This is a genomic window from Verrucosispora sioxanthis (genome assembly GCF_010560025.1).
Taxonomy (GTDB): Bacteria; Actinomycetota; Actinomycetes; order Mycobacteriales; family Micromonosporaceae; genus Micromonospora; species Micromonospora palythoicola.
In genome coordinates this window covers 288,106-312,432 of sequence record NZ_SAIY01000001.1, presented here as the reverse complement: position 1 = coordinate 312,432, position 24,327 = coordinate 288,106, and the positions used below count along the sequence as shown (strand labels likewise).

The following is a 24,327-nucleotide window of genomic DNA, read 5'->3' as shown; positions in this document are numbered from 1 at the left end:
TAGCAGACCGAACGGGGAGGCCGGGTGCGCATCCTGCTGGTCGAGGACGACCGACGGGTGGCCGCCGCGCTGTCGTCGGCCCTGACCCGTCGCGGCTACGAGGTGGAGCACGCCGCCACCGTCGCGGCCGCGCTCTCCGCCGCCCCCTGCGACCTGGTGCTGCTCGACCTCACCCTGCCTGACGGTGACGGCACCGACCTGTGCCGGCAGTTGCGGCGGCGCAGCAACCAGCTCGGCATCATCGCGGTGACCGCCCGAGGTGAGGAGCGGGACCGGGTGCTCGGCCTGCGGCTCGGCGCGGACGACTACGTGGTCAAGCCCTTCTCGATGGTGGAACTCCAGGCCCGCATCGAGGCGGTGCTGCGGCGGGCCGCGCACGCGGCACCGGAGCGCAACCTGATCGAGGTCGGGCCGGTGTACATCGACGTGGCGGCCCGCACCGTGGCGGTGGCCGGACGGGCGGTGTCGTTGACCCGCAAGGAGTTCGACGTGCTGCTCTCGCTGGCCCGGCAACCCGGCGTCGCGGTGCCCCGCGACCGGATCCTGCTCGACGCCTGGGGCACCACCTTCACCGATCGGCACACGGTCGAGGTGCACGTCGGCTCGCTGCGCGGCAAGCTCGGCGACCCGCGTCTGGTGGAGACCGTCCGTGGCGTCGGTTACCGGCTCCGGGGCGAGTGAGGAGCCCAGGGTGCGACGGCGGCTGGTGATCAGCTATCTGCTGCTGATGGTGCTGGTGGTGGTGGCGCTGGGCACGCCGCTGGCGGTGACGCTGACCACCCGGGAGACCGACCGGGTGCGGGCCGACCGGCTCGCCGACGCCACCCGGTTCGCGTCGCTGGCCGGGCCGGCGTTGCGGGACGGCACGCCCGGTCCGCTCGACCACGAGCTGGGCAGCTACGACGAGCTGTACGGCATCGGCGCGGCGGTGGTGGACCGGGACCGGCGGGAGGTGGTGGCCTCGGCGAGCTGGCGCCCGGCCCCGGGCACCCGCGAGGCACTCGACGTCGCGCTGTCCGGGCAGCAGGCCAGCGGACCCGACTCGGTCTGGCCGTGGGTCGAGGGGCCGATCGTGGTGGCGGTGCCGATCAACGACGGCGGCGAGGTCCTCGGTGCGGTGGTCACCGCGACCCCGGCCGACGGGGTTCGGCGTACCGTCGCCACCTGGTGGACGCTTGTCGCCGCGCTGGGCCTGCTGGCCGTGCTGGCCTGCGTGCTCACCGCGTTCGGGCTGGCCGGCTGGGTGCTGCGTCCGGTCACCGAGCTGGACGCGGTCACCCACGAGATCGCCGAGGGCGATCGCGGCGCCCGCGTGCAGCACCGGCTGGGGCCGCCGGAGCTGCGCCGCCTGGCGGCGAGCTTCAACCACATGGCCGACGTCGTGTCCGACGTGATGGACCGGCAGCGTGCGTTCGTCGCGCACGCCAGCCACCAGCTCCGCAATCCGTTGACCGCGTTGCGGCTGCGGGTGGAGGAGCTGGGGCCGAGCGTCACCGACGAGCAGGGCCGCGCCGAGCACCGGCTGGCGTTGGAGGAGACCGACCGGCTCGCGCTGCTGCTCGACGCGCTGCTCACCCTGGCCCGAGCGGAGCGCCGCGAGAACCAGCGGATCACCGTCGACGCGACGGCCGCGGCCGCCTCCCGGGTCGCGGCCTGGGAGCCGTTGGCCCGGCACCGGTCGGTCACCCTGCGGCTGGCGGCCGATTCCGGCCCGGCCTATGCCCGTACCGTGCCGACCGCCATCGACCAGGCGCTGGACGCGCTGATCGACAACGCGGTGAAGTTCAGCGGCGCGGGCGGCGAGGTGACGGTGACCGTCGCGGCCCGCGACGGCGGCACGACCCTCGAGGTACGCGACACCGGCCCGGGGATGACCCGCAGCCAGCTCGGTCGGGCCACCGAACGGTTCTGGCGGGCACCGGAGGTGCAGAACGTCGACGGTGCCGGGCTGGGCCTGACCATCGCCGCCGTGCTCGTTGACGCCTCCGACGGCCGGCTCACCATGCACCCGAACTCGCCGCGCGGCCTGGTCGCCGCGCTGTGGTTCCCGCAGCCGGCGGAGCCGGCCGACCCCGCCGACGCGGGCGTCGAGGCCGAACCAGCGGCACCCAGCGACCCGGCGTCGTCCCAGCCAGCAGTGGCCTGAGTGCAACACCGTGCACCGCAGGACAACCGAGGTTTGCTGCTAGTTGTAGTATGAGTGCTATCTTTCAGCGCACAGATCATACGGAGGTGGTGGTCCATGGCTGTCAGCGCCGAGGCGGAGACCCCGACCAGTAGCGGGCCGCCGACCGACCGGGGCGTCACCCTGGACGTGCACGACCTGCGGATGCGGTACGGCTCGACCGACGTGCTCACCGGCGTGTCGTTCCGCGCGCGACGCGGCGAGGTGCTGGCCCTGCTGGGCCCCAACGGTGCCGGCAAGACGACCACCATCGAGATCCTGGAGGGCTTCCGGATGCGCTCCGGCGGCCGGGTCGAGGTGCTGGGGATCGACCCGGCGCGCGGCGACGAGCGGTGGCGGTCCCGGCTCGGTGTGGTGCTCCAGTCCTGGCGCGACCACAGCCGATGGCGGGTGCGGGAACTGCTGGCGCACCTCGGTTCCTACTACGCGCCCTACTCGACCGAGCGGACCAGCCGGCCGTGGCACATCGACGAGCTGATCCAGGTGGTCGGGCTGACCGAGCACGCGGACAAGAAGGTCGGTCAGCTCTCGGGTGGCCAACGCCGCCGGGTGGACGTGGCGATCGGCATCGTCGGCCGGCCGGAGGTGCTCTTCCTCGACGAGCCGACCGCCGGGTTCGACCCGGCCGCCCGCCGCGAGTTCCACGACCTGGTGCACCGGCTCACCGACATCGACGACACCACCATCCTGCTCACCACCCACGACTTGGACGAGGCGGAGAAGCTGGCCGACCGGATCCTCATCCTGGCCGGTGGCCGCATCATCGCCAGCGGGTCCGCCGACGAGTTGTCCCGCCGCATCTCCGCCGACGCCGAGGTGCGCTGGAGCCAGGGCGGGGCACGGTTCGTGCACTCCACCGCCGACGCGACCGGCTTCGTCCGGGAGCTGTTCGCCCAGCACGGCGAGGACATCGCCGACCTGGAGGTGCGCCGGGCCAGCCTGGAGGACACCTACATGACGTTGGTACGCGATCACGAGTCCGGCCGCGCCGACGGCGCGACCCGCGCGTTCGAGGAGGTGGCTCGATGAGCCCGCTGGTCGTGGCCGCCCGGGCCGGCCTGTCCCGGGGCCGCATCGAACTGCGGCAGAGCTTCACCAACGCGGAGACCCTCTGGGGGTACCTCTTCCCGACGGTCGTCCTGCTGGTGGTGATGTTCTTCCTGCGGGGCGCCAAGGTGCCGGGCACCGAGTTCTCGCTCGGCGCGCAGACACTGCCCAGCACGCTCGGCATGACCGTGGCGTTCGGCGGGCTGGTCACCATGGCGTCGATCCTCACCGTGGAACGCGAGGACGGCACCCTGCTGCGGGCCAAGGCCACCCCGAACGGCATGTTCGGCTACCTGATCAGCAAGATCACCCTGGTTTCGGGGATGACGCTTGTCAGCGTCGCCCTGCTGCTCGTACCGGGTCTCTTTCTCTTCGACGTCTTCGCGCTGGACAGCATCGGTGCCTGGCTGACCCTGGCCTGGGTGATGCTGGTCGGCATGGTGGCGACCATGCCGGTCGGTGCGGTCTTCGGCTCGCTGCTGTCCAACCCCCGGAACATGGGGCTGATCATGCTGCCGATGATGGGACTCATCGCGACGTCGGGCATCTTCTACCCGATCACCGCGATGCCCGGCTGGTTGCAGGCGGTCGCGCAGGTCTTCCCGATCTACTGGCTCGGTCTCGGCATGCGGTCGGCGTTGCTGCCCGAGGCGATGGCCGCCGTCGAGCTCGGCGAGTCGTGGCGGCACCTGGAGACGCTGCTGGTGCTCGGCGGCTGGGCGGTCGCCGGGCTGGTGCTGGCACCGGTGGTGCTGCGCCGGATGGCCCGCCGGGAGTCCGGGTCCAGCGTGGCGGCCCGCCGCGAGAAGGCCATGCAGCGGGTGACCTGAGGATGGACCGTCGAGATGAGTGAGCTGGTCCACAACCGCATCGCCATGCTCCGGGCGGAGCGGGGGATCTCCCGCCGGCAGCTGGCCGAGGCGCTGGGCGTCCACTATCAGACCATCGGCTACCTGGAACGCGGCGAGTTCAGCCCGAGCCTGCATCTGGCGCTGCGGATCGCCCGGCACTTCGAGGTGCCGGTGGAGGTGGTCTTCTCCACCGAACCGTTCCCCCGCCTCGGCGACCCCGCCCGGTCCGCCTGAACCGCCCGATCAGGGTTTGCTGGCCCGGTAGTAGTCGACGGCACCGGGGTGCAGCGGCAACGGTGAGGTGGCGATGGCCGAGCGAGGGCTCATCCGGCCGGCCGCCGGGTGCGCGGCGGCCAGCTCGGAGCGGCGTTCCATCAGCAGCCGGGTCACCTCGCGTACCAGCGACTCCGGCAGGTTGGCCCGCACCACCAGGTAGTTCGGGTTGGCCACGGTGGTGACCGGGTCGACGCCGTACACCGAGCGGGGGATGTCGCGGGGCACGTACACCTCCGGGTTGCCGCGCCGCAGCGGTGCCGTCCACTCGCCGAGGTCGACGATGCGGGTGGGGGTGCCCTGGGCGAACTGGGCGACCGCGCGCACAGGCAGCCCGCCGGAGAAGAAGAAGGCGTCGATCCGGCCGGCGCGCAGCGCCGCCACCGAATCGTCCAGGCCGAGCTGTTCCTGCCGCACCTGTGCGCCGTCGAGGCTGGCCGCGGTCAACAGCCGGTCCACGGTGATCTTGGTCCCGGAGCCGGCCGCGCCCACCGAGACCCGCCGCCCGCGCAGGTCGGTCAGGGTCCGCACCGGGCTGTCGGCGCTGGTGACCAGGTGCAGCAGGTCGTCGTAGACCCGGGCCACCGCCACCACCGGCGGATTCGGACCCGGATCGGGCTGCAACACGTCGGCCTGGGTGAAGCCGAGTTCGGCCTGCCCGGCGTTGAGCAGTCGCACGTTCTCCGCCGAGGCGGCGGTGACCAGCACCTGGGCCCGCACCTGCGGGAGTTCCCGGTTGAGGATGGCCGCCAGTGACGCGCCGAAGGCGTGGTAGACGGCGGTCGGGCTGCCGGTGGCGATCCGGATGACCACCGGTTCGCCCGGATCGTCGCGGCAACCGACGAGGCCGGGCAGGGCCAGCAGCACGGTCAGCGCCACCGCCACGCGGGCGCCGCGCCACCGGGCTCGGGCGGGATACCGGGTACGGGTCACGGGCAGCACTGTGCGCCGCCGGACCCCGATGGCGCAACCCCGGGGACGGGCGCAGCGTGGTGCGGCCGTGGCACGACCGCCAGGTCAGGCAACCGGCCGTTGCACCGCCTCCTCCGCCGCGTACCGCAGGATCCGATCCCGGTCCCGACCGTGCGCCACGCTGACCAGAAAGCAACCGGTGCTCGGCCGCAGCAGCGCCGGTACGTCAAGCAGGGCGGCGCCGCGTACCAGCACCGCACCGAGTTCCCGGTCGGTGATCCGCACCCCGAGGATGTGCCGCCGGACATGCCGACCCCCGGCCAGCAGCGCGGCCCGCCAGGCGGCGGCGGCCAACCGGGTGCGCCACAACCGCCGCGCCGTCGAGGCACCCGGCACCGGTCCGCCGAGCAGTTCGCGCCGGCCGCGCCGCCAGCCGTTCTCCACGATCGCCCCGTACGTCGGCCGGTGTTCCCGCTCGACGTGCAGCCGGTGCAGTTCGTACCGGCGGCGCAGCCCACCGACCGCCACCTCGTGCCGCACCGGGATGTCAGGCGACCGAGCAGTTGCCGGTCCGCCGGGCCGCCTCCTCCCGGTTGAACTCGATCGTGGTCGGCCCGACGGGTTGCTGCCCGGCCTGCCGGTGCGCGGTGGTCGCCGGCGGCGGCATGCAGCGCAGCAGGCAGGCCGTCTCGAAGGCGTCGGCCAGGGTCGTCCAGTCCAGCGGTGGCGGTGCCGACGCGGGCCGGACCGCCGACGGCATGGTCGGCGCCGGCAGGGCCGATGACGGGCGGGACCGGTCGAGCAGGATCGGTTCGGCAACCACCGGAGGGCCTCCTCGTCGCGTCGGGTCCTCTTACGGTGACCCGGGACACCGACCGGTGGTACCGATCCGGTCCAGCCTTGAGGAAATCTTGCGTCTGGTTACAGCTCCGAAACGATCACGTCGACCTGACGCGGTCGGCCGGGCGTGGTGGCCTGCTCGCACACCTGGTACTTCAGGTCCCGCAGCGTCGTCGTCAGCGCGGCCACGGAACGTGGCCGGGCACCGGCGAGGAGCAGATCCCGCACCAGCCGCCCCTTGGTGGCCTTGTTGAAGTGGCTGACCACCGAGCGCACCGGCACCCCGTCGACCTCCCGCTCGTGCAGCACCCGCACGGTGAGGGTGCGCTCGGCCAACTCGCCACGCGGTGTCCAGGCCGCCGCGTACGCCCCGGAACGCAGGTCCAGCACCGGGCCGCGACCGGCCGCCGCCGTCAGCGCGGCACCCAGATCCCGACGCCACAGCGCCGGCAACGCGCCGACGCCGGGCAGCCGGGCCCCGATCGGGCACCGGTACGGCGGAATCCGGTCGGTCAGCCGCACCGCGCCCCACAGACCGGAGCTGACCAGCACCTGACGTGCCGCCGCGCGCGCGCCGTCGCCGGCAGGCCGGCCAGGTCGAGGGCCTCGTAGAGCACGCCGGTGTAGATCCGGCCGGCGGGCGCGGTGGCTGCCTGCCGCAGCCGGGCGTTGCGCCGTAGCTCGCCGTGCTGCCCGGCACCGAGGCCCAGCGCGGCAAGCGCCGTCTCCGGCGGCCCGGCGCTGAGGGCGACAAGCGCGGACAGCACCTCCTCCCGCCGTGGGTTCAGCTCCGGCAGGAGAGCCGGTCAGGTCCAGTCGGCGGCCCGAGCCGGCCTCGGCCTTGCCCTCCGAGGGCGGCAGCAGGATGAGCATGGGTGACTCTAACGCCACGGCCGCAGCGGCTCCGGTGGGTGGTACCCCGGAAACCGCCGACCTCCGCGAGCAGCGCGCGTCGGCCCGGCCGCCGAGCAGTTCCCGCAGCCGCCGGTCCGCCGGGGCGTCGGCCGCCAGCACGTACCCGGGCCGCTGTGCCCGGGCCAGCCGCCACCAGTACGCCGGGTACCGGTTCTGGCCCGGGTGCAGGCTGCCGTCGATCACCCCGCAGACCACCTCCTCGGCGGTGTTGAAGACCAGCCGGTTGCAGGTCCAGTACTCGCCGTACACCTCACGCAGACCGGCCGCGCGTACCGTGTCGGCCAACTGCCGGGCCTGTCGTTCCTCGACGCGCCCGGGATCCGCGCCGGTGGTGGCGAACAGCACGGTCACCACGAGCGAAGCGGCCGCCAGCGCGCCCAGCACGGCGGTGGCCGCCACCCCCGCCACCCGGCCCGCCACGCCGGCCGTGCCCCGTCGGGCGGCGACCGCCGCCACCCACAACGGCCACAGCACCGCCGGCAGCGACAGTTGCAGCACCGACAGGTAGCGGGCGTTGCCCAGCGGATCCGCCGCCGCCAGCGGGCTGCGCACGTACGCCAGCAGGGTCAGCGCCGCGCCGGCGAGCAGCGCGAGGTGCACGACCGGGCCGACCCGGTCGTGGCGCCCGCACGCCCGCCGGTACGCCAGCCCGGCGAGCCCGCCGCCACCAGCAGCAGCAGCGGGTAGAGCAGGCCGAACCACGCCTGCCACCGGGCGCAGCCGTCGACCGGGCAGAGCCCGGCGGCCAGCGGTACCCCCTCCAACAGCCCACCGCCGAGCCGCTGCGACCACGGCGGCACCGGCCCGTTCTCGCCGCTGACGCCACGCAACACCGACAGGGAGTCCTGCCCGGGCGGGGCCACCAGGTTGTCCCGGACCATCGGGGCGAGCCCGACGGCGAACCCGATCACCAGCAGCAGCCCCGCCCAGCCGAACAGTTCCCGGCGCAGCGTCCACACCAGCGCCAGCCCGGCCACCGCCAGGTACGGCACGATCAGCCAGTCCGACCAGAGCGCCACCCCGGCGAGCAGCCCGAAGCCGCCCACGGCCAGCGTCCGGTGCCGTACCGTGCCGCGGGCCAGCGCCACCACGACCAGCAGCATCGCCAGCACCGCCACCTTGACCTCCGGCCGCCCGCCGACCGCGGTCACCTGATCCCGGACGACCCGCTCGGAACCGAGGGCGAGCAGCCCGACCACCACGGTGGCGAACCACGGCGAGCAGATCCCGCGGGTCAACCGGTGGATCAACCAGAGGAACAGCGCGTAGAGGGCGAGCACCGGTAGCCGCAGCATCGGCCAGCTCGGTCCGGTCACCGCGAGCAGTGGCGCGGCCAGGTACGACTCCAGGGTGCCCATGTACCGCTGGCCGTAGAGGAAGATCGGCTGCTCGCGGCCCTGCGCGATGTGCAGCGCGGCCAGCCCGAAGGTCGCCTCGTCGCTGTTGGAGACCGGCACCGTGGTCAGCACCAGGACCAGCCGGTAACCGACTCCGACCATCCCGAACAGCAGCGCGACAAGCGCCGGCCGGTCGAGCCGTGGCCGCCACCGCCCCCGCTGTCGCCCTGGTTCCGCCGCTGCTCGTGGCACGACCTCGCCCCCGTCGCCGTCCCGACCGGAGTGTGTCACGACGGCCACGCCGGGCGTGGCGGTTCGGCACAGCTCGCGTGGCCGAGGTGGCCGGTCTGTGGCAGGGTTGCTGGCGTGCCACCCACTCCCGCAGGCCAGCTGGCCATACCGAACCTGCACCGGGCCGCGCGGATCGAGGACGCCGTGCACGCCCTGGTGGAACGCCGGCTGCGCCGGACCGGCTGGCGGACCAACATCATCGCGTACACCGGCTACGGCGGGCCCGGTTGGGTGCGGGTGATGTGCCGGGTGCTGCTGGGCCGGCCCGACACCCGCCAGCGTGGCCGGCTGGAGAAGGTCCGGGGCTGGCGCAGCTTCACCACCCTGCCGGCCAAGCACGTCACGGTGACCATCGAGACCGGCGGGGTGGTGCACGAGGCGCGGGCCGACCGCAGCGGCTTCATCGACACGGTGGTCGAGGCGGGCCTGCCACCCGGCTGGGGTTCGGTGCGGTTGAGCCTGCCCGACGCCGATCCGGTCGAGGCGCCGGTGCGCATCCTCGACCCGGAGGTGCGCTTCGGCATCCTCTCCGACATCGACGACACGGTCATGGTCACCGCGCTGCCCCGACCACTGCTCGCCGCCTGGAACACCTTCGTCCTCGACGAGCACGCCCGCGCCGCGGTGCCCGGCATGGCGGTGCTCTACGAGCGGCTGGTCACCGCCCACCCCGGCGCGCCGGTGTTCTACCTGTCCACCGGCGCGTGGAACGTCGCACCGACGTTGACCCGGTTCCTGTCCCGGCACCTCTACCCGGCCGGGCCGCTGCTGCTGACCGACTGGGGGCCGACGCAGGACCGCTGGTTCCGCAGCGGCCGGGAACACAAGCGCGCCACCCTGGCCCGGCTGGCCAAGGAGTTCCCCGACGTACGCTGGCTGCTCGTCGGCGACGACGGCCAGCACGACCAGGAGATCTACCGCGAGTTCGCCGTCGCCCACCCGGACAACGTCGCCGGGGTGGCGATCCGCCGGCTGTCACCCACCCAGGCGGTGCTCGCCGGCAGCCTGCCCGTCCCGCACGGCCACCCCACCGAGGGGCCGGTGGGGCAGAAGTGGCTCTCCGCTCCCGACGGCGCCGGACTGTGGACCCTGCTGCGCGACGCTGGCCTGGTCTGAGCTGAACCGCGCGGCCTGGGGGCCGGATCTGGACCTATGCGGCCCGCCGCGCAGGCCGAGATCGGCACAGGTAGAGCGCCAACAGGGTGATCATTCCGCTGACGGATTCCGGGGACATGCCGATTTGATTGTTGGCCGGCAGGTAGGCGATGACGATCCAGAGCTGAGCGAAGATCAGTAGTGGCAGCACCCGTCGGGCGAGGGTGGCCTCCAACCACACCCGGGCGAAGAACCACCCGACCAGGCCCATGAACAGGGCGGCGCCGGGAAAGGTGAGATCAGAGGCGAGCCAGGGGTAGATCGTCGCCCAGTACAATTGGGCAGGCCAGCCGGTCGCGTTCTCCGTACGCTTCGGATAGCTCGGGTGGGCCGACGCGTCCGCGCCGAACTGCTGTTCGGCGAGGATGGTCGCGGCGGGTGCGCTGCCCAGGCCACGGGACCACTCGAACGGCACCTGTAGGTTGTGCGCCAGTCCGAGGTAGCCGTGGGTTGGGTAGAACACCACTGCGGCGACACCGTTGGCCACGTGGGGACCGGCCACACTCGCCACGGTCGGGCTTGCCCTGACCATGTCACTCGTGCCGGAGACGGTACTCCGTGCCGCCTGGCTGAAGACCATGTAGGCCGTGAAGGCGACGGCGATCATCGCAGCGAGCGCGAGCAATCTGCCGCGTCGGGTACCCGGGCGTCGGCGGGCGGTCACCGCGACGACGAGCAGTCCCGCCCCCAGCATGACCGCGACGTCGCCGAGGCCCTTGAGCGTGCCGACGAAGAGGTAGTACGTCGCGTGGAAGGCGAGGCCGAGCAGGCCGACCGTCCGTACCGGCCAGGAAAGGCGGTGCCAGTACACCACCAGGAGCGGTGCCAACATGGTGCCGCAGACGCCGAGTAGCGCCAGCAGTGTCAGGGTCCCATTACCCTGGCCGACGCCCTGCTCGTATGCGTCCAGTTTGTCGAAGTAGGCGTTGGCTGGATCACGCACGTTGGACCAGACACTTGTCGGACCTGTCGCCCCCAGCGTGGCCATCGCGACGGCGCTCACCGCGACGTGATAGCCGACTCCCACAAACAGCAGTTTCCGAGCCCTGGTGAACTCGGTAGGCGCGACGGAGAGAAATCTGTCTGGTTTGCAGCGCCAGGCCTGGACGGCGTATCCGAAGGCGAACAGGCCTGTGGCACTGAACACGAAGACACACAGTTGGGTCTTGTTCGGCACCCGTTGGTCCAAGTCGCTGAGCCAGAAGACCGCGAAGGTGCCGAGCATCCAGCAGAGGGCCAGGAGTAGGGGAAACCAGATCCGCAGCGGGCCGGGCTGCTCCCGCTGGCCGGACTCTGGTGGATCGGGGTGCCAGGCCGTGTCGGTCCCACCGCCACGGTGTGCTCCTTGGACCCCGCCGCGTTGCGCATCTACAGATGCCACCTACAGCACCTTCCGGTTGTCCTCGCCCCGCTACACGGATCGTGCACGGTCGGCAGGCCGCCGCCGCGCGGACCGGATCGGAATCTCTGCTGCGATGCGACGCTACCAATCCAGAGCCTAATCCACACTTAAGTACCCTTTTTGGCAGATTGCGCCTTTCGTGCCTCTGTATCCGGTAAACCTCCTTCAGGGGAAGCGCCTCCGCTTTGGCAGTAGTGACAGCTGTAAGGGGATCTTGATGACACCATTTGAGCCCGACGCGACGGTCCTCGTCACCGGCGGCACCGGTTCGTTCGGCCAGACGATGGTCCGTCGACTGCTTGAGAGGGACGTTGCCGAGGTACGGGTTCTCAGCCGAGACGAGGCCAAGCAGGACGCGATGCGCCACGCCCTCCCGGATGATCGCGTGCGCTACCACCTCGGTGACGTCCGGGATTTCGAGACTGTGCTGCGTGCCAGCCGCGACATCGACCACATCTTCCACGCCGCCGCCCTCAAGCAGGTCCCGGCCTGCGAGTTCTTCCCTATCGAGGCGGTGCGAACCAACGTTTCCGGCAGCGCCAACGTGGTGGAGGCGGCCGAGCGTAACGGGGTGCGCTCGGTCGTCCTGCTGAGCACCGACAAGGCGGTCCAGCCGGTCAACACCATGGGGATGACCAAGGCCATCATGGAGAAGTTGGCCCAGGCGCACGCTCGCAACCATCCCGCCAGCGACACGACCGTCTCGTGTGTCCGCTACGGCAACGTCATGTACTCACGTGGTTCGGTCATTCCACTGTTCGTGGAGCAGATCCGGGCCGGGCGGGCACCAACCGTCACCGATCCCAACATGACGCGATTCCTCATGTCGTTGGCGGACTCCGTGCGACTGGTCGAACACGCGTTTACGCACGCCCGCCCCGGCGATGTCTTCATCCACAAGGCCAGCGCCTGCCGGGTGGGAGATCTGGCCACGGCTTTGTGCCAGCTGTTCGATGTCTCGGAGAAGCTCGACGTGGTCGGTATCCGTCTCGGTGAAAAGCTGCACGAGTGCCTGGCCAGCGCGGAAGAGGTGGCGCGGGCTGACGACTTCGGTGACTTCCTGCGGGTGCCGATGGAGGGCCGTGGCGTGCAGTCCTTGCCGCACAGTCTCGCCATCGCGGGGGCCGCCGTGGTGCAGGAACTCAACTCGGCGAACGCACCGCGCCTGGACGTGTCCGGAGTCAGGGAGGTGCTGCTCAACCTTCCTCCGATTCGAGCAGAACTGTCCCTGCGCGAGCCGGTGCTGGTGTCATGAAGGTCGCTCTGACCGGTGCCGGCGGATTTCTCGGCTGGCATGTCCGGGTACTACTCCGGGCGGTGGGCTGGCCCGTGCCGACGGTGCTGACCCAAGCGGAGTTGGCCGTTCCGGCGGTTGCCGCCGACCGGATCGCTGGCGCGGATCTGCTCCTGCATCTCGCGGGTGTCAATCGGGGTAGTCCGGCCGACGTGGTCGCCGGCAACGTGAACTCGGCGAAGTCCCTGGCCGATGCCCTTCGACGATGTCCCGCCCCGCCGAAACGGGTCGTGTTCGCCAACTCGGTGCAGGCCGGCAACGCGACGCCGTACGGCGAGAGCAAGGCGGCGGCGGCTGGCGCACTGGCCGCTGCCTCGGGCGTCGGCTACGACTTCGACGACGTCCCGTTGCCGAACCTCTACGGCGAACACGGCCGGCCCTTCTACAACTCGGTGGTGGCGACCTTCTGCCGGATCCTCGCCGACGGCGGCCGGCCGGAGGTGAGAGTCGACAACGAACTGGCACTGGTGCACGTGCAGGATGCCGCGGCACGACTCATCGGCTTGCCATCCGGGCACACCTGGGACTCGACCATGCCGGCACTACGGATCGACGTGCCACGCCTCGCTGAATGGTTGACTGACCTGGCGACCTTCTACCGGTCCGGGGAGTTTCCGGCGTTGTCCGACCGGCACGCCGTGCGGATGTTCAACACGTACCGATCGCACTGCTTTCCGGCTGACATGCCGCTTCCGCTGACCGACCGCAGCGACAACCGAGGGAGCCTGACGGAGGTCGTCCGGGCCCGAGGTGGCGGTGGGCAGACCTTTGTGTCGACGACCCGGCCGGGAGTCAGTCGCGGGAATCACTTCCACCTGGCGAAGGTCGAACGCTTCGCGGTCGTTCGCGGCACCGCCGAGATCCGGCTGCGACGGGTCGGGTACCGAGACGTGGTCAGCTTCCCGGTCAGCGGTGTTTCGCCGGTTGTGGTGGACATGCCGACGATGTGGGCCCACGAGATCATCAATACCGGTACGGATGACCTGCTCACGCTGTTCTGGACCAATGAGCTGTTCGACCCGACTCACCCGGACACCTACCCGGAATCCGTAGGTAATTCGGCGGCACAGACGACGGGGGTGGCGCCATGACCCGCGTCATGACCGTGGTGGGCACCCGGCCCGAGATCATCCGTCTGTCCCGCGTGATCGACCGGCTCGACCGTACGCTGGATCATGTCTTGGTACACACCGGGCAGAACTGGGACCGGGCACTGTCCGAGGTCTTTTTCGCTGAGTTGCGGTTGCGGGAACCCGATCGATTCCTGCGGGTCGACACCTCCTCGCTGGCCAGGGTGTTCGCCGGGGTGCTGACGGGCGTCGAGCAGGCGATCGACGAGGTGCGGCCGGACGCGCTACTCGTGCTCGGCGACACCAACAGCTGCATCGCAGCACTGATGGCACGGCGGATGCGGGTGCCCGTCTACCACATGGAGGCCGGCAACCGCTGTTTCGATCTGAACGTTCCCGAGGAGACCAATCGCCGTCTGGTCGATCACGTGGCTGATTTCAACCTGGTCTACACCGAGCACGCTCGGCGTAACCTGCTCGCCGAGGGGCTGCATCCCCGTCGCATCCTGCACACGGGCTCGCCCATGCGTGAGGTGCTCGACCACTACGTCGAGGACATCCGGAGTTCACGCATTCTGGAGCAGCTCGACCTGGTGCCGAACGGATACTTCGTGGTGAGCGCGCACCGGGAGGAGAACGTCGATCATCCGGCGCGATTGACGAGCCTGCTCGACTGCCTGCGTGCGGTCCGTGACGAGTGGCAGCTACCGGTGCTGGTCTCCACCCATCCGCGGACCCGCAAGCGACTGGAGGCGCTCGCCGCGGATCCCACCGGCCTGGACGGCATCGAGTTCCACGAACCCTTCGGCCTCTTCGACTACGTGCAGCTACAACGAAATGCCCGATGCACGCTGTCGGACAGCGGCACCATCAGCGAGGAGAGCGCCATCCTCGGCTTTGCGGCCGTCACTCTGCGCGAGTCGATCGAACGGCCGGAGGCGCTGGATGCCGGCGGGATCATCATGACCGGTCTGGAGCCGTCGGGCGTGGTCGAGGCGGTCGGGGTGACGCTGGATCAGGTCTCTGCTGCGGGGGTGCCCTGCCCGGCTGACTACCAAGTTCCCGACACCTCACGCCGGGTGGTCGACTTCGTCCTTTCCACGGTCCGTCGGCACCACGATTGGGCGGGCATCAGGCGTCAAGAATGAGGTGACGATGGAACTGCGCAGGCCCAATGTGTTGCGCAACCGCTGGACCAGGGCGGTGGCACTGGTTGCCGCCCTGGCCCTGCTGGTGATCACCGGTGCCGGCGTCGGCGGTTGGCTCTACCTTCGCTCGTTTGATGCCGAGATCCGGCGCGTCGACGCCTTCGAGCGCATCCCCGCCGAGCAGCGGCCGGCGCCGGATGAGGCGCTCAACTTCCTCGTGATCGGTACGGACCAGGCTGAACAGCCTGGTGCGGCGCAACGTGGCGACAGCATTCTTCTTGTGCACGTCCCGCCGAGCCAGGACCGGGCGTACGTCATCTCCATCCCTCGTGACACCTGGGTCAACGTCCCAACGGCCAGCACGGCCGACCGGCCCAGGCATGCCAAGATCAATGCTGCCTACGCCTGGGGTGGCGCACCGCTGCTCGTACGAACCGTCGAGGATTTCACCGGTGTCCGGGTCGACCACGTCGCAGTTGTGGACTTCGCCGGGTTCGCTGAAATCATCGATGGGCTCGGCGGGATAGAGGTGGTCGTCGATGCGCCGTTCAGGTCCTTTGCCGCAGGTGGTGCCGTCTTTCCTCCGGGTACGCACCGGATGAATGGCGCGGTCGCCCTCGAGTACGCCCGTGAGCGCTATCAGTTCGCCGACGGCGACTTCAGCCGGATTCGTCACCAACAAGCGATCTTCACCGCCGTGTTGCAAGAGGTGACCCGCGCGGGCATCCTCGTCGAACCGGCGCGTCTCAACACCTTTCTGCGAAGACTCGCAGGTGCCGTGCAGATCGACGCGGATCTGGCCGTTGGGGACACCGCCTGGCGTCTCCGCAGGATCAGGGCCGACCGGGTGACAATGCTGACCAGTCCCACCGCCGGAGTTGGCATGATCGGTGACCAGAGCGTCGTCCTTGCGGACCGGCCTGCCGCCGCCGCGCTGTACCAGGCGGTCAAAAACGACGAGTTGGACCACTGGTTGACGGAGAATCCGCAGTAGTCACCGCACCAGCCGCCGCGTACGCGGAAGGTCAGGCGTGCAGGCGATCGAAGAATTCGCCGAGGGTGACGGCGTGGACGCGGTAGTCGAGGGACTTCAGCGCCCGCTCCCGCGCCGCCACCCGAAGCTGCGCCCGGTCCCGATCGCTGAGCCGCGCCGCAACGCGAAGGGTCTGCGTCACGCTCTCCACGGAGTAATCGGGACAGACCAGCCCCTCTACCCCGTGGTGGAGGTACTCAGCCATGTCGCCGGTGAGATTCGCGATCACCGGTACCCCGTTGGCGAGACTCTCGCAGAACTTGGTGGAGAATCCCGCGTTGGAGGCCCGCTCCGGCCGGCGCAGCAGCACCGTGAAGTCGGCCTGCTGCACCGCGATCGGAACCTCGTGCTGTGCCAGCCGTCCCAGTGCGCGTACATTGTCCGGCAGCGCCCCACCGATCAGCGCACGCACCTCGTCGGGGGACGGGCCGAGGATGCGCAGCTCGACCGGTGCCTGTGCGCAGTGTGCCCGCTGCGCGGCGAGCACCACGTGGGAAAGCAGGTCCTTGTTGTTCCGGCCGGGATTCCCCGCGTAGGCGATGACGAGTGCGGCTCCGCGTCGACCCTTCGGGGCGAGGAGAGGAAGATTTGCCACGTCCACCGTCGACGGTACCCGCACCACCGCACGAGCGCGCGCCTCGTAGTACTCGGTGAGCAGGGCGCTGATGGCGATGATGCCGTCGCAGCGCGGGTAGTGGTACCGCAGCGCCAACTTCATGCTGGCGTTCAGCGGACCGAACCTGCCGCCCCTGACGTAGCGTCCGTCATGCCAGTCCACCACGTCAGCCACCAGTGGCACCCGATGCCGGCTGCACCAGCGGATGATTTGGTGGGCGTACTGTGCTTGCCCGCCGTGCAGGAGCACGTGCGACGGTTTCGTCGGCTGCTCCTCCAGCCAGCGCACCGTGCGTCGACCCCATGTGACGAAGGCCCGCACCGAGACGCGGAGCAGTCCCGCATCCGCCGCTGGTGCCTCGCCGAGGCCCACGTGGGATACGGTGCCTGGTCCGTCGAAGCCGGGCACCGGCGTCGGTACGCGCGGCTGCGAATCGCCACTGGCCACCACAACCTGCTGGCCGGCGGCCGCCAACGAGCCGACGAGGCCGAAAACTCGGCGGGAACTAGCGTCGCCCCAGGGGAAGAGGAACGGGCCGACACAGGCGATCCACTCTCCTGAGCGATTCACAGTCTTTCCCTCGTCCCGGTCGGTGTGGGGCTCGATCGCGCGGCCCGTTGGAGTACCTCGGCGAACCGCGTCGCCACCCGCTCCCGTCGGTGGTGGCGCTCCGCGTGCGCCCGACCGTTGCCTGCGTACTCCCGCCAGGAGGAAGAGTCGAGACACAGCTTCCACAACTGCTCAGTGACCACGTCCGGCTCAGGTGTTCCGACCACGATCCCGGCGCCGGCCGACCGGATGTACGCCATCGAGGCGAGTTCGGCCGGACCGTGCCCGAAGATGGGTCGGCCGGCGGCCAGGTACTGAGGAATCTTGGTCGACACCGAATAGTGCGTATAGCGCCGGGTGTCCTCGGCGAAGCTTTCGACGTGCACCAGGATGTCCGCTGCCGCGAGCACGGCGGGCACCTCGTGACTGGCCAGCGACCGCCCGAAGTGCACGCCGGGATAACCGGCGAACTCGCGACGGTAGCGGTCGGCGTCCTCGGTCGGACAGTGCACGGTGAGCCGGACCGGGGTGGCTGCGGTGCTGATCGCTGCCGCGCCGGCCGCGATGCTGAGCAGCGACCGCCAACGACCCAGGTGCAGCCCTCCGACATAGACGAGGTTCGTCGGACGGTCCCGTTCAGGCGCCACCGGTGGCGGTGGCGCGGCGAAGAAGTCCGCGTCCACCGAGTTGGTGAAGACGTCGAACGGGATCCCGTACCGGCGCTGGTACTCCTCGGCCATCGGCTCGCTGATCGCCATGCCGCACGGGGCGAGCCTGATGAGGTCGCGGACCGCGGCGTGCAACCGCGACGCCGCGACGCCCCACAGCTCGCGACGACCGTACAAAGTCGCTGGCCAGTCGTCGGTGAAGTGCGGGACCAGTGGCACCCCGCAGAGCCGGGCGGCGTGGGCCGCCAGCCGGGTCAGTCGGACACTGCCGAGCATCGAGTAGACCAGGTCGGGTCGGTACTGCCGCATCCAGTCGGCGACCCGGGGCGGAAGGCGCAGTGGGCTGAGATCGCCGAGCGCGACAAGATGCGTGTACCAGGACGCCACGGTGGACCGCCGGTCCGCGGCGTCGCGAACTGCGGCGAGTGCCGGCATGTTCTGGACCGGGCCGGTGCCGTTCCACCCCAGCATCCGAAGCGCGAGATACTGCGGGCGGGGGTAGTGCTCGCGCGGCGGGAACTGCAGGAATTCCTCGCACACCTCCGTCGACGGCTCGGCACCAGAGGTGTAGACCTGCGCCAGGCGGTCCTTCGGCCAGCCGTGAAACAGGTTGGACAATGTGATCGTCGTGCCGGTGGAGCGGTCGAACGGCATGTGTCCGACGACCAGCACCTTGGGGAATCCGCCACCGTGCGGCGAATCGTCACGAGGACGTGTCATCGCAGATCACCTTTCGCATGTTCGGGTAGTGCCCGGGAGGCCAACGCCCGGTGGTAGCCGTGTATCGCCGCCGGGACGACAGTCAGCAGATAGCAGGCCGCGCCGACGTACGGCACGGCGGAAATGCCGAACCACTTCGCGCCGTACCATTTGCCGACGAGCGACAGACCGAGATAGGCGGCGTAGCCGATAAGTTGCGGTCGGACGACTCCGGCGGCGTTCTGCACCATGAATATCGGTGAGGTGGCCGCCACGACCAGCCACCACAGGGCCAGGCCCGGCAACAGCCAGCGATCGTCCACCAACGGCACCGACAACCAGGTGACGAACAGCCACTCACCGCACAGGACCAGGGCGGTGGCCGGCACCAGCACGATGACCGTGGACACGAGGACCATCCGCCGCGCGGTGTGGCGGATCCAGCTCACCCGACCGGCGGCCAGCGCTTCGCCGTGTGCCGGCCAGAATGGCTGATTCACCAGCATCACGACCACGCCGAGCTGTATGAACAACCGGGCCGGAACCGCGTACGCGGTGACCTCGGCGAGACCTTGCGTGTGCGCGATGATCAAACTGTCCGCGTTGTCGGCGACGGTCATCAGGATCGTGACGACGCCGAACAAGCCGCTGATCCTCAGTAGCTGCCGGCCGGTTGCGGGGTCCAGGGCCTGCCATGTCGGAGCGAGGTCAGGCAGCCTGCGACCGAACGTCCAGGCGGTGTTGACGACGTTGACCAGCACCGGGCCGGTGACGGCGGCAGCGACGACCGCGACAGCGGGGCTGCCGATATGCACTGCGCCAAGCGCCAGCGGCAGCGAGGAAGCCGCTCCGGCCGCCTGCCACAGGTTGCTTGTTGCTCCGAGTCGATACGCGAACTGGACCCGGTTGACCAGCGACAGGGGCATGTTCAGCAAGAACGCGGTCAGGCAGGCTAGGGTCAAGGTGCGGGCGTCGGCGGGTGCAATGGAATCTGGCGCGTTGAAGACGGTTCGCCAGGGAATCAGCCCCGAGATGAGCCACAGCGCGGCGCAGCCGCTCAGGGCGATGCCCGTCACCATCGCGTAGGCGCTGGTGACGTAACCGCGGGCCAGTCGGCTGTCACCACTGGCGCAACACGGCGCCAGCCGGGTGAGCAGGCCGTTCCCGAGTCCCAGGTCGGCGAAGGCAGCCATGCCGGTCAGAGCGAGCACCGCCATCCACAGCCCGTACAGATCAGGGCCGAGATACGACAGCGTCACCGGAATCAGCGCCAGCGGCACGATGGCGCTGACCGCGCGTCCGATCACTGCGGTGGCTATCCATGAAGCGACCGCCGGAGTCCCTGGTCGGCCGGTCGAGGGCCCGGGGGTATTCGAGTGCGCTGAGGTGCTCGGGGCGAGGGACACGCCGACCGCGTCGGCTGGCATGGTCGGCCGCCCGCCGTCTGTGAAGTTGGGCCTAGACAAACCGGCCACCTGGTGGCCGCGTCGGGAAGTGTCTCCAGCCGTCACCGAGAGGTATCGCAGGCTGGTGCGCTAGCGGACGCAGGGCAAAGCTGGGTGCCACGCCTCCAGAACATGGCGCTCCCCGCGTCACCCCGATAACTGCCATATCGGACAAAGCGTACTATTGGTCATGCGGGGTGCGTGGTCGGTATGGAGCGGACGACCGGGAAAAGGGTCAACTCATCGATCTCGCCCGCCGTGGCGGCGCACTAGTCTCGACTGTCTCCAACCGTGCCACTCGCCCTACTGATCACTGCTCGCTGCTCATGCCGCGCGGAGCCAGAGGGCGCCCAGGGGCGGTACGCGCAGCGCCACCGAGGCCGGTTGGCCGTGCCACGGCACGTTCTCGGCGTGCACCGTGCCCAGGTTGCCGACGCCCGAGCCGCCGTAGTGGTGGGCGTCGGTGTTGACCACCTCCGCCCAGGCACCCGCGGCCGGCAACCCGATCCGGTAGTCCTCCAGCGGCAGCGCGGAGAAGTTGGCCACGCAGACCAGCGTCGCCCCGTCGGGCGCGATCCGGACGAACGAGATGGTGTTGTTGGCGACGTCGTCACCGGCGAGCCAGCGGAAACCGGCGGGGGAGGTGTCCTGCGCCCACAGGGCCGGGGTGTCCCGGTAGACCCGGTTCAGGTCGCCGACCAGGCGTTGCACGCCGGCCCGTGCCGGATCGTGCAGCAGGTACCAGTCGAGGCCGCGTTCCTCGCTCCACTCCCGGTCGTCGGCCAGCTCACACCCCATGAACAACAACTGCTTGCCCGGGTGCGCCCACATGTACGCCAGCAGCACCCGGACGTTCGCCAGCCGCTGCCACGTGTCGCCGGGCATCTTGCTCGCCAGTGAGCCCTTGCCGTGCACCACCTCGTCGTGGCTGATCGGCAGCGTGTAGTTCTCGCTCCAGGCGTACGCCAGGGAGAAGGTGAGCTGATGGTGGTGGTGCTGCCGGTAGATCGGGTCCTTCGAGGTGTAGAGCAGGGTGTCGTGCATCCAGCCCATGTTCCACTTGAACCCGAAGCCGAGCCCGCCGTCGCTGGTCGCCCGGGTCACCCCCGGCCAGGCGGTGGACTCTTCGGCGATCATCATGACGCCGGCGTGGTGCTTGTAGACCGTCGCGTTGACCTCCTGCATGAACGCGATGGCTTCCAGGTTCTCCCGGCCGCCGTGCACGTTCGGCGTCCACTGCCCGTCCTGGCGGGAGTAGTCCAGGTAGAGCATCGAGGCGACCGCGTCCACCCGCAGCCCGTCGACGTGGAACTCGTCGAGCCAGTAGAGCGCGTTGGCGACCAGGAAGTTGCGTACCTCCCGGCGACCGAAGTCGAAGACGTAGGTGCCCCAGTCGGGATGCTCACCCCGGCGCGGATCGGGATGCTCGTAGAGCGGGGTGCCGTCGAACCGGGCGAGGGCCCACTCGTCCTTCGGGAAGTGCGCGGGCACCCAGTCCAGGATCACCCCGATGCCGGCGGCGTGCAGCCGGTCCACCAGGTACCGGAAGTCGTCGGGATCGCCGAACCGGGCGGTCGGGGCGAAGTAGCCGGTCACCTGGTAGCCCCACGAGCCGCCGAACGGGTGCTCCATCACCGGTAGGAACTCCACGTGGGTGAAGCCCAGCTCCACCACGTACGCGGTCAACTGCTCGGCCAGCTCCCGGTAGCCCAGGCCGGGCCGCCACGAGCCGAGGTGCACCTCGTACACGCTCATCGGCTCCTGGTGCGGCTGCCGCCGCGACCGCCGGCCCAGCCACTGGGCGTCCGACCACTCGAAGGTCGACCGGTGCACCACCGACGCGGTGGCCGGCGGCACCTCCGCGTACGCGGCGAGGGGGTCGGCCTTGTCCCGCCAGTACCCGTCCGCGCCCAGCACGCGGTACTTGTACCGGCTGCCGGCGGTGGCCCCGGGCACGAAGATCTCCCACACGCCGGTCGAGCCGAGCGACCGCATCGGCCATCCGTCGTCGGGTGCCCAGCCGGTCAGGTCGCCGACCAGCCGCACGCCCCGCGCGTTCGGCGCCCACACCGCGAATGCCACCCCGCCGTCGACGACCCGGGCGCCCAGCGCTTCCCACAGCCGCTCGTGCCGGCCCTCAGCGATGAGGTGCAGGTCCAGCTCGCCGAGGGTTGGCGGGAAACGGTACGGGTCGTCGTGGCGTACCCCGTCGACGTCGAGCCGGTAGTCGAGCACCTCACCGGGGACGGTGGCCTCGAAGACGCCGACGTCGTGCACCCGCTTCATCGGGTGCCGCTCCTCGCCGACCAGCACGCTCACGTCGCCCGCGCCCCGGCGCAGGGCGCGGATCACCGTACGCCCGCCGGTCGGGTGCGCGCCGAGCACGGCGTGTGGGTCGTGGATCTCCCCGGAGATCAGCTGGTCCATCGGGTGTCGTCCTTCTGGGCGGGAACGGTCGGTGCGGTGCCGCCCGACAGGTCGGCCGGCACGTTCTCAACGGTCAGGGTGACCGGCTCGGTGCCGCCCTGACCCGGTGACCCGGCGTCGGCCGGCCCGGACGCGCCCGGCCCGGTCGACGGCGACGCCGCCGCGACCGGGCGCAGGGTGAGCACGTGCGCGGGCTGCAGGTACGGGTCGAGCCGGACCGCGTTGCGCTGCCCCCAGTCGTAGCGGGCCCCGGTCAGCTCGTCGTGCACGGTGAACCGGTCGTGCCAGTCCAGGCCCAGCGCCGGCATGTCCAGGGTGGTGTTGCCCCACTGCACGGTGTGCGAGTCGAACGAGCAGATCACCAGCACCGTGTTGCCGGTCTCCGGATCGTGCTTGGACCAGCACAGCAGGGCCGGGTTGTCGATGTCGTGGAAGACCAGGTTGCGCAGCCGGCGCAGGGCCGGGTTCTCCCGGCGTACCCGGTTCAGGGTGGTGAGGAACGGCGCCAGCGACCGGCCCCGTGCCTCGGCGCCGGCCCAGTCCCGGGGCCGCAGCTCGTACTTCTCGTTGTCGAGGTACTCCTCCGCGCCGGGGCGCGCCACATGCTCGAACAGCTCGTAGCCGGCGTACATGCCCCAGGACGGGGAGAGCAGCGCGGCCAGCACCGCCCGGATCTTGAACATCGGCGGCCCGCCGTGCTGCAACGAGGCGTGCAGGATGTCCGGCGTGTTGGGCCAGAAGTTCGGCCGCATGTAGTCGGCCGCCGCCACCAGCTCCGTGCAGTACTCGCGCATCTCGGCGGCCGAGGTCCGCCAGGTGAAGTACGTGTACGACTGGGTGAAGCCGACCTTGGCCAGCCCGTGCATCATCGCCGGTCGGGTGAACGCCTCGGCCAGGAAGAGCACGTCCGGGTCGACCCGCTTGACCTCCCAGATCAGCCAGTGCCAGAAGTCGACCGGCTTGGTGTGCGGGTTGTCCACCCGGAAGATCTTCACGCCCTCGCCGACCCAGTGCCGCACCACCCGCAGCACCTCGGCGCGGATGCCCTCCGGGTCGTTGTCGAAGTTCAGTGGATAGATGTCCTGGTACTTCTTCGGCGGGTTCTCCGCGTACGCGATGCTGCCGTCGGCCCGGGTGGTGAACCACTCCGGGTGCTCGGTCACCCACGGGTGATCCGGCGCGCACTGCAACGCCAGGTCCATCGCCACCTCAAGGCCGTGTTCGGCGGCGGCGGCGACGAAGTCGCGGAAGTCCTCCGGCGTACCCAGGTCGGGGTGGATGGCGTCGTGCCCGCCCTCGGCCGCGCCGATCGCCCACGGCGAACCCACGTCGTCCGGCCCGGCGAGCAGGCTGTTGTTCGGGCCCTTGCGGTTGACCCGGCCGATCGGGTGGATCGGCGGCAGGTAGAGCACGTCGAAACCCATCGCCGCCACGCCTGGCAGCCGCTCGGTGGCGGTGGCGAAGGTGCCGGAGCGGGCCGGCGCGTCGACGGTCGCCGGGATCGCCCCCTCGGAGCGGGGGAAGAACTCGTACCAGGCGGAGAAGAGGGCCCGCTCGCGGTCGGTCCAGAGGCGGTACTCCTCGCCGGTGGTGACCAGCTCCCGCACCGGATGCGCCCAGAGCAGGTCGGCCAGCTCCAACGCCGGACTCACCCGCTGGGGCAACTGCCGCTTGGCGTCACCGAGGGCCTTCGCGGCCGTCTTGAGGCGGGCCCGCTCGCCCTTCGGCACCAGCTTGGTGGCGGCGCTCAGCACGCGTACGCCCTCGGCGAGGTCGTTGGCCAGCTCGGCTGGCCCCTGGCCAGCGGCGATCTTCTTGGTGACCGCGTTGTGCCAGGTCAGGTAGGGGTCGCTGAACGCCTCGACGGTGAATTTCCACTCGCCCACCGCGTCCGGCACGATGCTGGCGTGCCACCGGTCCTGGCCGGGTTCACCCGGACGCATCCGGGTGAACGGGCGGGCCACCCCGTCCGGGCCGAGCCACACCACGTTGCAGCCGAGCGCGTCGTGCCCCTCGCGGTAGGCGCGCGCCGACACCGGCACCACCTCGCCGACCACCGCACGGGCCGGGTAGCGACCGCAGGAGACGACGGGGGAGACGTCTTCGATCGGGAACCGTCCGCTCACCGCCCCAACCTACTGCCCGAGATCCCCTCGCGCTCGGCCGACGA

General features: G+C 70.4%; 18 protein-coding genes and 2 pseudogenes. 10 read left to right on the top strand and 10 right to left on the bottom strand.

Annotated features, from left to right (window positions below; all coding sequences use genetic code 11):
• The first annotated feature begins 24 nt into the window (after window positions 1-24).
• The 5 genes from ENC19_RS01455 to ENC19_RS01435 all read left to right on the top strand — a co-directional run bounded on the left by ENC19_RS01455 (window position 25) and on the right by ENC19_RS01435 (window position 4,317).
• Window positions 25-681 carry a response regulator transcription factor gene (locus ENC19_RS01455; RefSeq protein WP_164445344.1) on the top strand — a complete coding sequence of 219 codons (657 nt, stop codon included), beginning with the start codon at window positions 25-27 and terminating at the stop codon, window positions 679-681.
• A 10-nt stretch (window positions 682-691) separates the two neighbouring features.
• Window positions 692-2,146, top strand: coding sequence for a sensor histidine kinase (locus tag ENC19_RS01450; RefSeq protein WP_164445343.1), 1,455 nt, complete (start codon window positions 692-694; stop codon window positions 2,144-2,146).
• A gap of 96 nt (window positions 2,147-2,242) precedes the next feature.
• Window positions 2,243-3,214, top strand: coding sequence for an ABC transporter ATP-binding protein (locus tag ENC19_RS01445; protein WP_164445342.1), 972 nt, complete (start codon window positions 2,243-2,245; stop codon window positions 3,212-3,214).
• Window positions 3,211-4,062 (top strand): ABC transporter permease, encoded by an 852-nt coding sequence (locus ENC19_RS01440; protein WP_164445341.1) that lies wholly within the window; start codon window positions 3,211-3,213, stop codon window positions 4,060-4,062. Before ENC19_RS01445 ends, ENC19_RS01440 begins: the two co-directional genes overlap by 4 nt.
• Window positions 4,063-4,077: 15 nt before the next feature.
• Window positions 4,078-4,317 (top strand): helix-turn-helix transcriptional regulator, encoded by a 240-nt coding sequence (locus ENC19_RS01435; RefSeq protein WP_164445340.1) that lies wholly within the window; start codon window positions 4,078-4,080, stop codon window positions 4,315-4,317.
• A 9-nt stretch (window positions 4,318-4,326) separates the two neighbouring features.
• On the opposite strand, the gene ENC19_RS01430 is transcribed toward ENC19_RS01435, so the two are convergent.
• The 4 genes and pseudogenes from ENC19_RS01430 to ENC19_RS01415 form a co-directional block, all read right to left on the bottom strand.
• Window positions 4,327-5,289, bottom strand: coding sequence for a TAXI family TRAP transporter solute-binding subunit (locus tag ENC19_RS01430; RefSeq protein ID WP_328824128.1), 963 nt, complete (start codon window positions 5,287-5,289; stop codon window positions 4,327-4,329).
• An 84-nt stretch (window positions 5,290-5,373) separates the two neighbouring features.
• Window positions 5,374-6,043, bottom strand: a pseudogene (locus ENC19_RS01425) (hypothetical protein).
• Window positions 6,044-6,189: 146 nt separating this feature from the next.
• Window positions 6,190-6,981 (bottom strand): peroxide stress protein YaaA, encoded by a 792-nt coding sequence (gene yaaA, locus ENC19_RS01420; RefSeq protein WP_408058038.1) that lies wholly within the window; start codon window positions 6,979-6,981, stop codon window positions 6,190-6,192.
• Between the two features lie 8 nt (window positions 6,982-6,989).
• A pseudogene (locus tag ENC19_RS01415) lies at window positions 6,990-8,612 on the bottom strand (ArnT family glycosyltransferase).
• A gap of 114 nt (window positions 8,613-8,726) precedes the next feature.
• Here ENC19_RS01415 and ENC19_RS01410 point away from each other — a divergent pair.
• Complete coding sequence (locus ENC19_RS01410) at window positions 8,727-9,767, top strand: App1 family protein (protein ID WP_164445338.1); 1,041 nt, start codon at window positions 8,727-8,729, stop codon at window positions 9,765-9,767.
• A 34-nt stretch (window positions 9,768-9,801) separates the two neighbouring features.
• Here the strand turns inward: ENC19_RS01410 and ENC19_RS01405 are convergent, their stop codons facing one another.
• Window positions 9,802-11,187 carry a hypothetical protein gene (locus ENC19_RS01405; protein WP_164445337.1) on the bottom strand — a complete coding sequence of 462 codons (1,386 nt, stop codon included), beginning with the start codon at window positions 11,185-11,187 and terminating at the stop codon, window positions 9,802-9,804.
• Between the two features lie 160 nt (window positions 11,188-11,347).
• Between ENC19_RS01405 and ENC19_RS01400 the strand changes: the two genes are divergently transcribed.
• From ENC19_RS01400 to ENC19_RS01385, 4 genes are read left to right on the top strand one after another with little or no spacing between them, the layout of a single operon-like run.
• Window positions 11,348-12,463, top strand: a complete 1,116-nt coding sequence (locus ENC19_RS01400; protein WP_281601610.1) for a polysaccharide biosynthesis protein — start codon at window positions 11,348-11,350, stop codon at window positions 12,461-12,463.
• Window positions 12,460-13,593: an SDR family oxidoreductase gene (locus ENC19_RS01395; RefSeq protein ID WP_164445336.1), complete on the top strand. Its 1,134-nt coding sequence runs from the start codon at window positions 12,460-12,462 to the stop codon at window positions 13,591-13,593. Before ENC19_RS01400 ends, ENC19_RS01395 begins: the two co-directional genes overlap by 4 nt.
• An 8-nt stretch (window positions 13,594-13,601) precedes the next feature.
• The gene (gene wecB, locus ENC19_RS01390; protein WP_235944349.1) at window positions 13,602-14,720 is read left to right on the top strand and encodes a non-hydrolyzing UDP-N-acetylglucosamine 2-epimerase; all 1,119 of its coding nucleotides are present in this window, start codon (window positions 13,602-13,604) and stop codon (window positions 14,718-14,720) included.
• A gap of 7 nt (window positions 14,721-14,727) precedes the next feature.
• The gene (locus ENC19_RS01385; RefSeq protein ID WP_164445334.1) at window positions 14,728-15,714 is read left to right on the top strand and encodes an LCP family protein; all 987 of its coding nucleotides are present in this window, start codon (window positions 14,728-14,730) and stop codon (window positions 15,712-15,714) included.
• A 31-nt stretch (window positions 15,715-15,745) separates the two neighbouring features.
• Here the strand turns inward: ENC19_RS01385 and ENC19_RS31195 are convergent, their stop codons facing one another.
• From ENC19_RS31195 to ENC19_RS01360, 5 genes are all read right to left on the bottom strand, one after another.
• A complete protein-coding gene (locus ENC19_RS31195) occupies window positions 15,746-16,939 on the bottom strand; it encodes a glycosyltransferase family 4 protein (protein WP_164445333.1) in 1,194 nt (397 codons plus the stop codon).
• Window positions 16,936-18,306 (bottom strand): glycosyltransferase, encoded by a 1,371-nt coding sequence (locus ENC19_RS01375; protein ID WP_164445332.1) that lies wholly within the window; start codon window positions 18,304-18,306, stop codon window positions 16,936-16,938. The genes ENC19_RS31195 and ENC19_RS01375 overlap by 4 nt, the downstream gene beginning before the upstream one ends.
• Complete coding sequence (locus ENC19_RS01370) at window positions 18,303-19,592, bottom strand: lipopolysaccharide biosynthesis protein (protein ID WP_309246122.1); 1,290 nt, start codon at window positions 19,590-19,592, stop codon at window positions 18,303-18,305. Before ENC19_RS01370 ends, ENC19_RS01375 begins: the two co-directional genes overlap by 4 nt.
• A 462-nt stretch (window positions 19,593-20,054) precedes the next feature.
• Window positions 20,055-22,157 (bottom strand): 1,4-alpha-glucan branching protein GlgB, encoded by a 2,103-nt coding sequence (glgB, locus tag ENC19_RS01365; RefSeq protein ID WP_164445331.1) that lies wholly within the window; start codon window positions 22,155-22,157, stop codon window positions 20,055-20,057.
• Window positions 22,145-24,283 carry an alpha-1,4-glucan--maltose-1-phosphate maltosyltransferase gene (locus ENC19_RS01360; protein WP_164445330.1) on the bottom strand — a complete coding sequence of 713 codons (2,139 nt, stop codon included), beginning with the start codon at window positions 24,281-24,283 and terminating at the stop codon, window positions 22,145-22,147. The genes glgB and ENC19_RS01360 overlap by 13 nt, the downstream gene beginning before the upstream one ends.
• Between the last annotated feature and the right edge of the window lie 44 nt (window positions 24,284-24,327).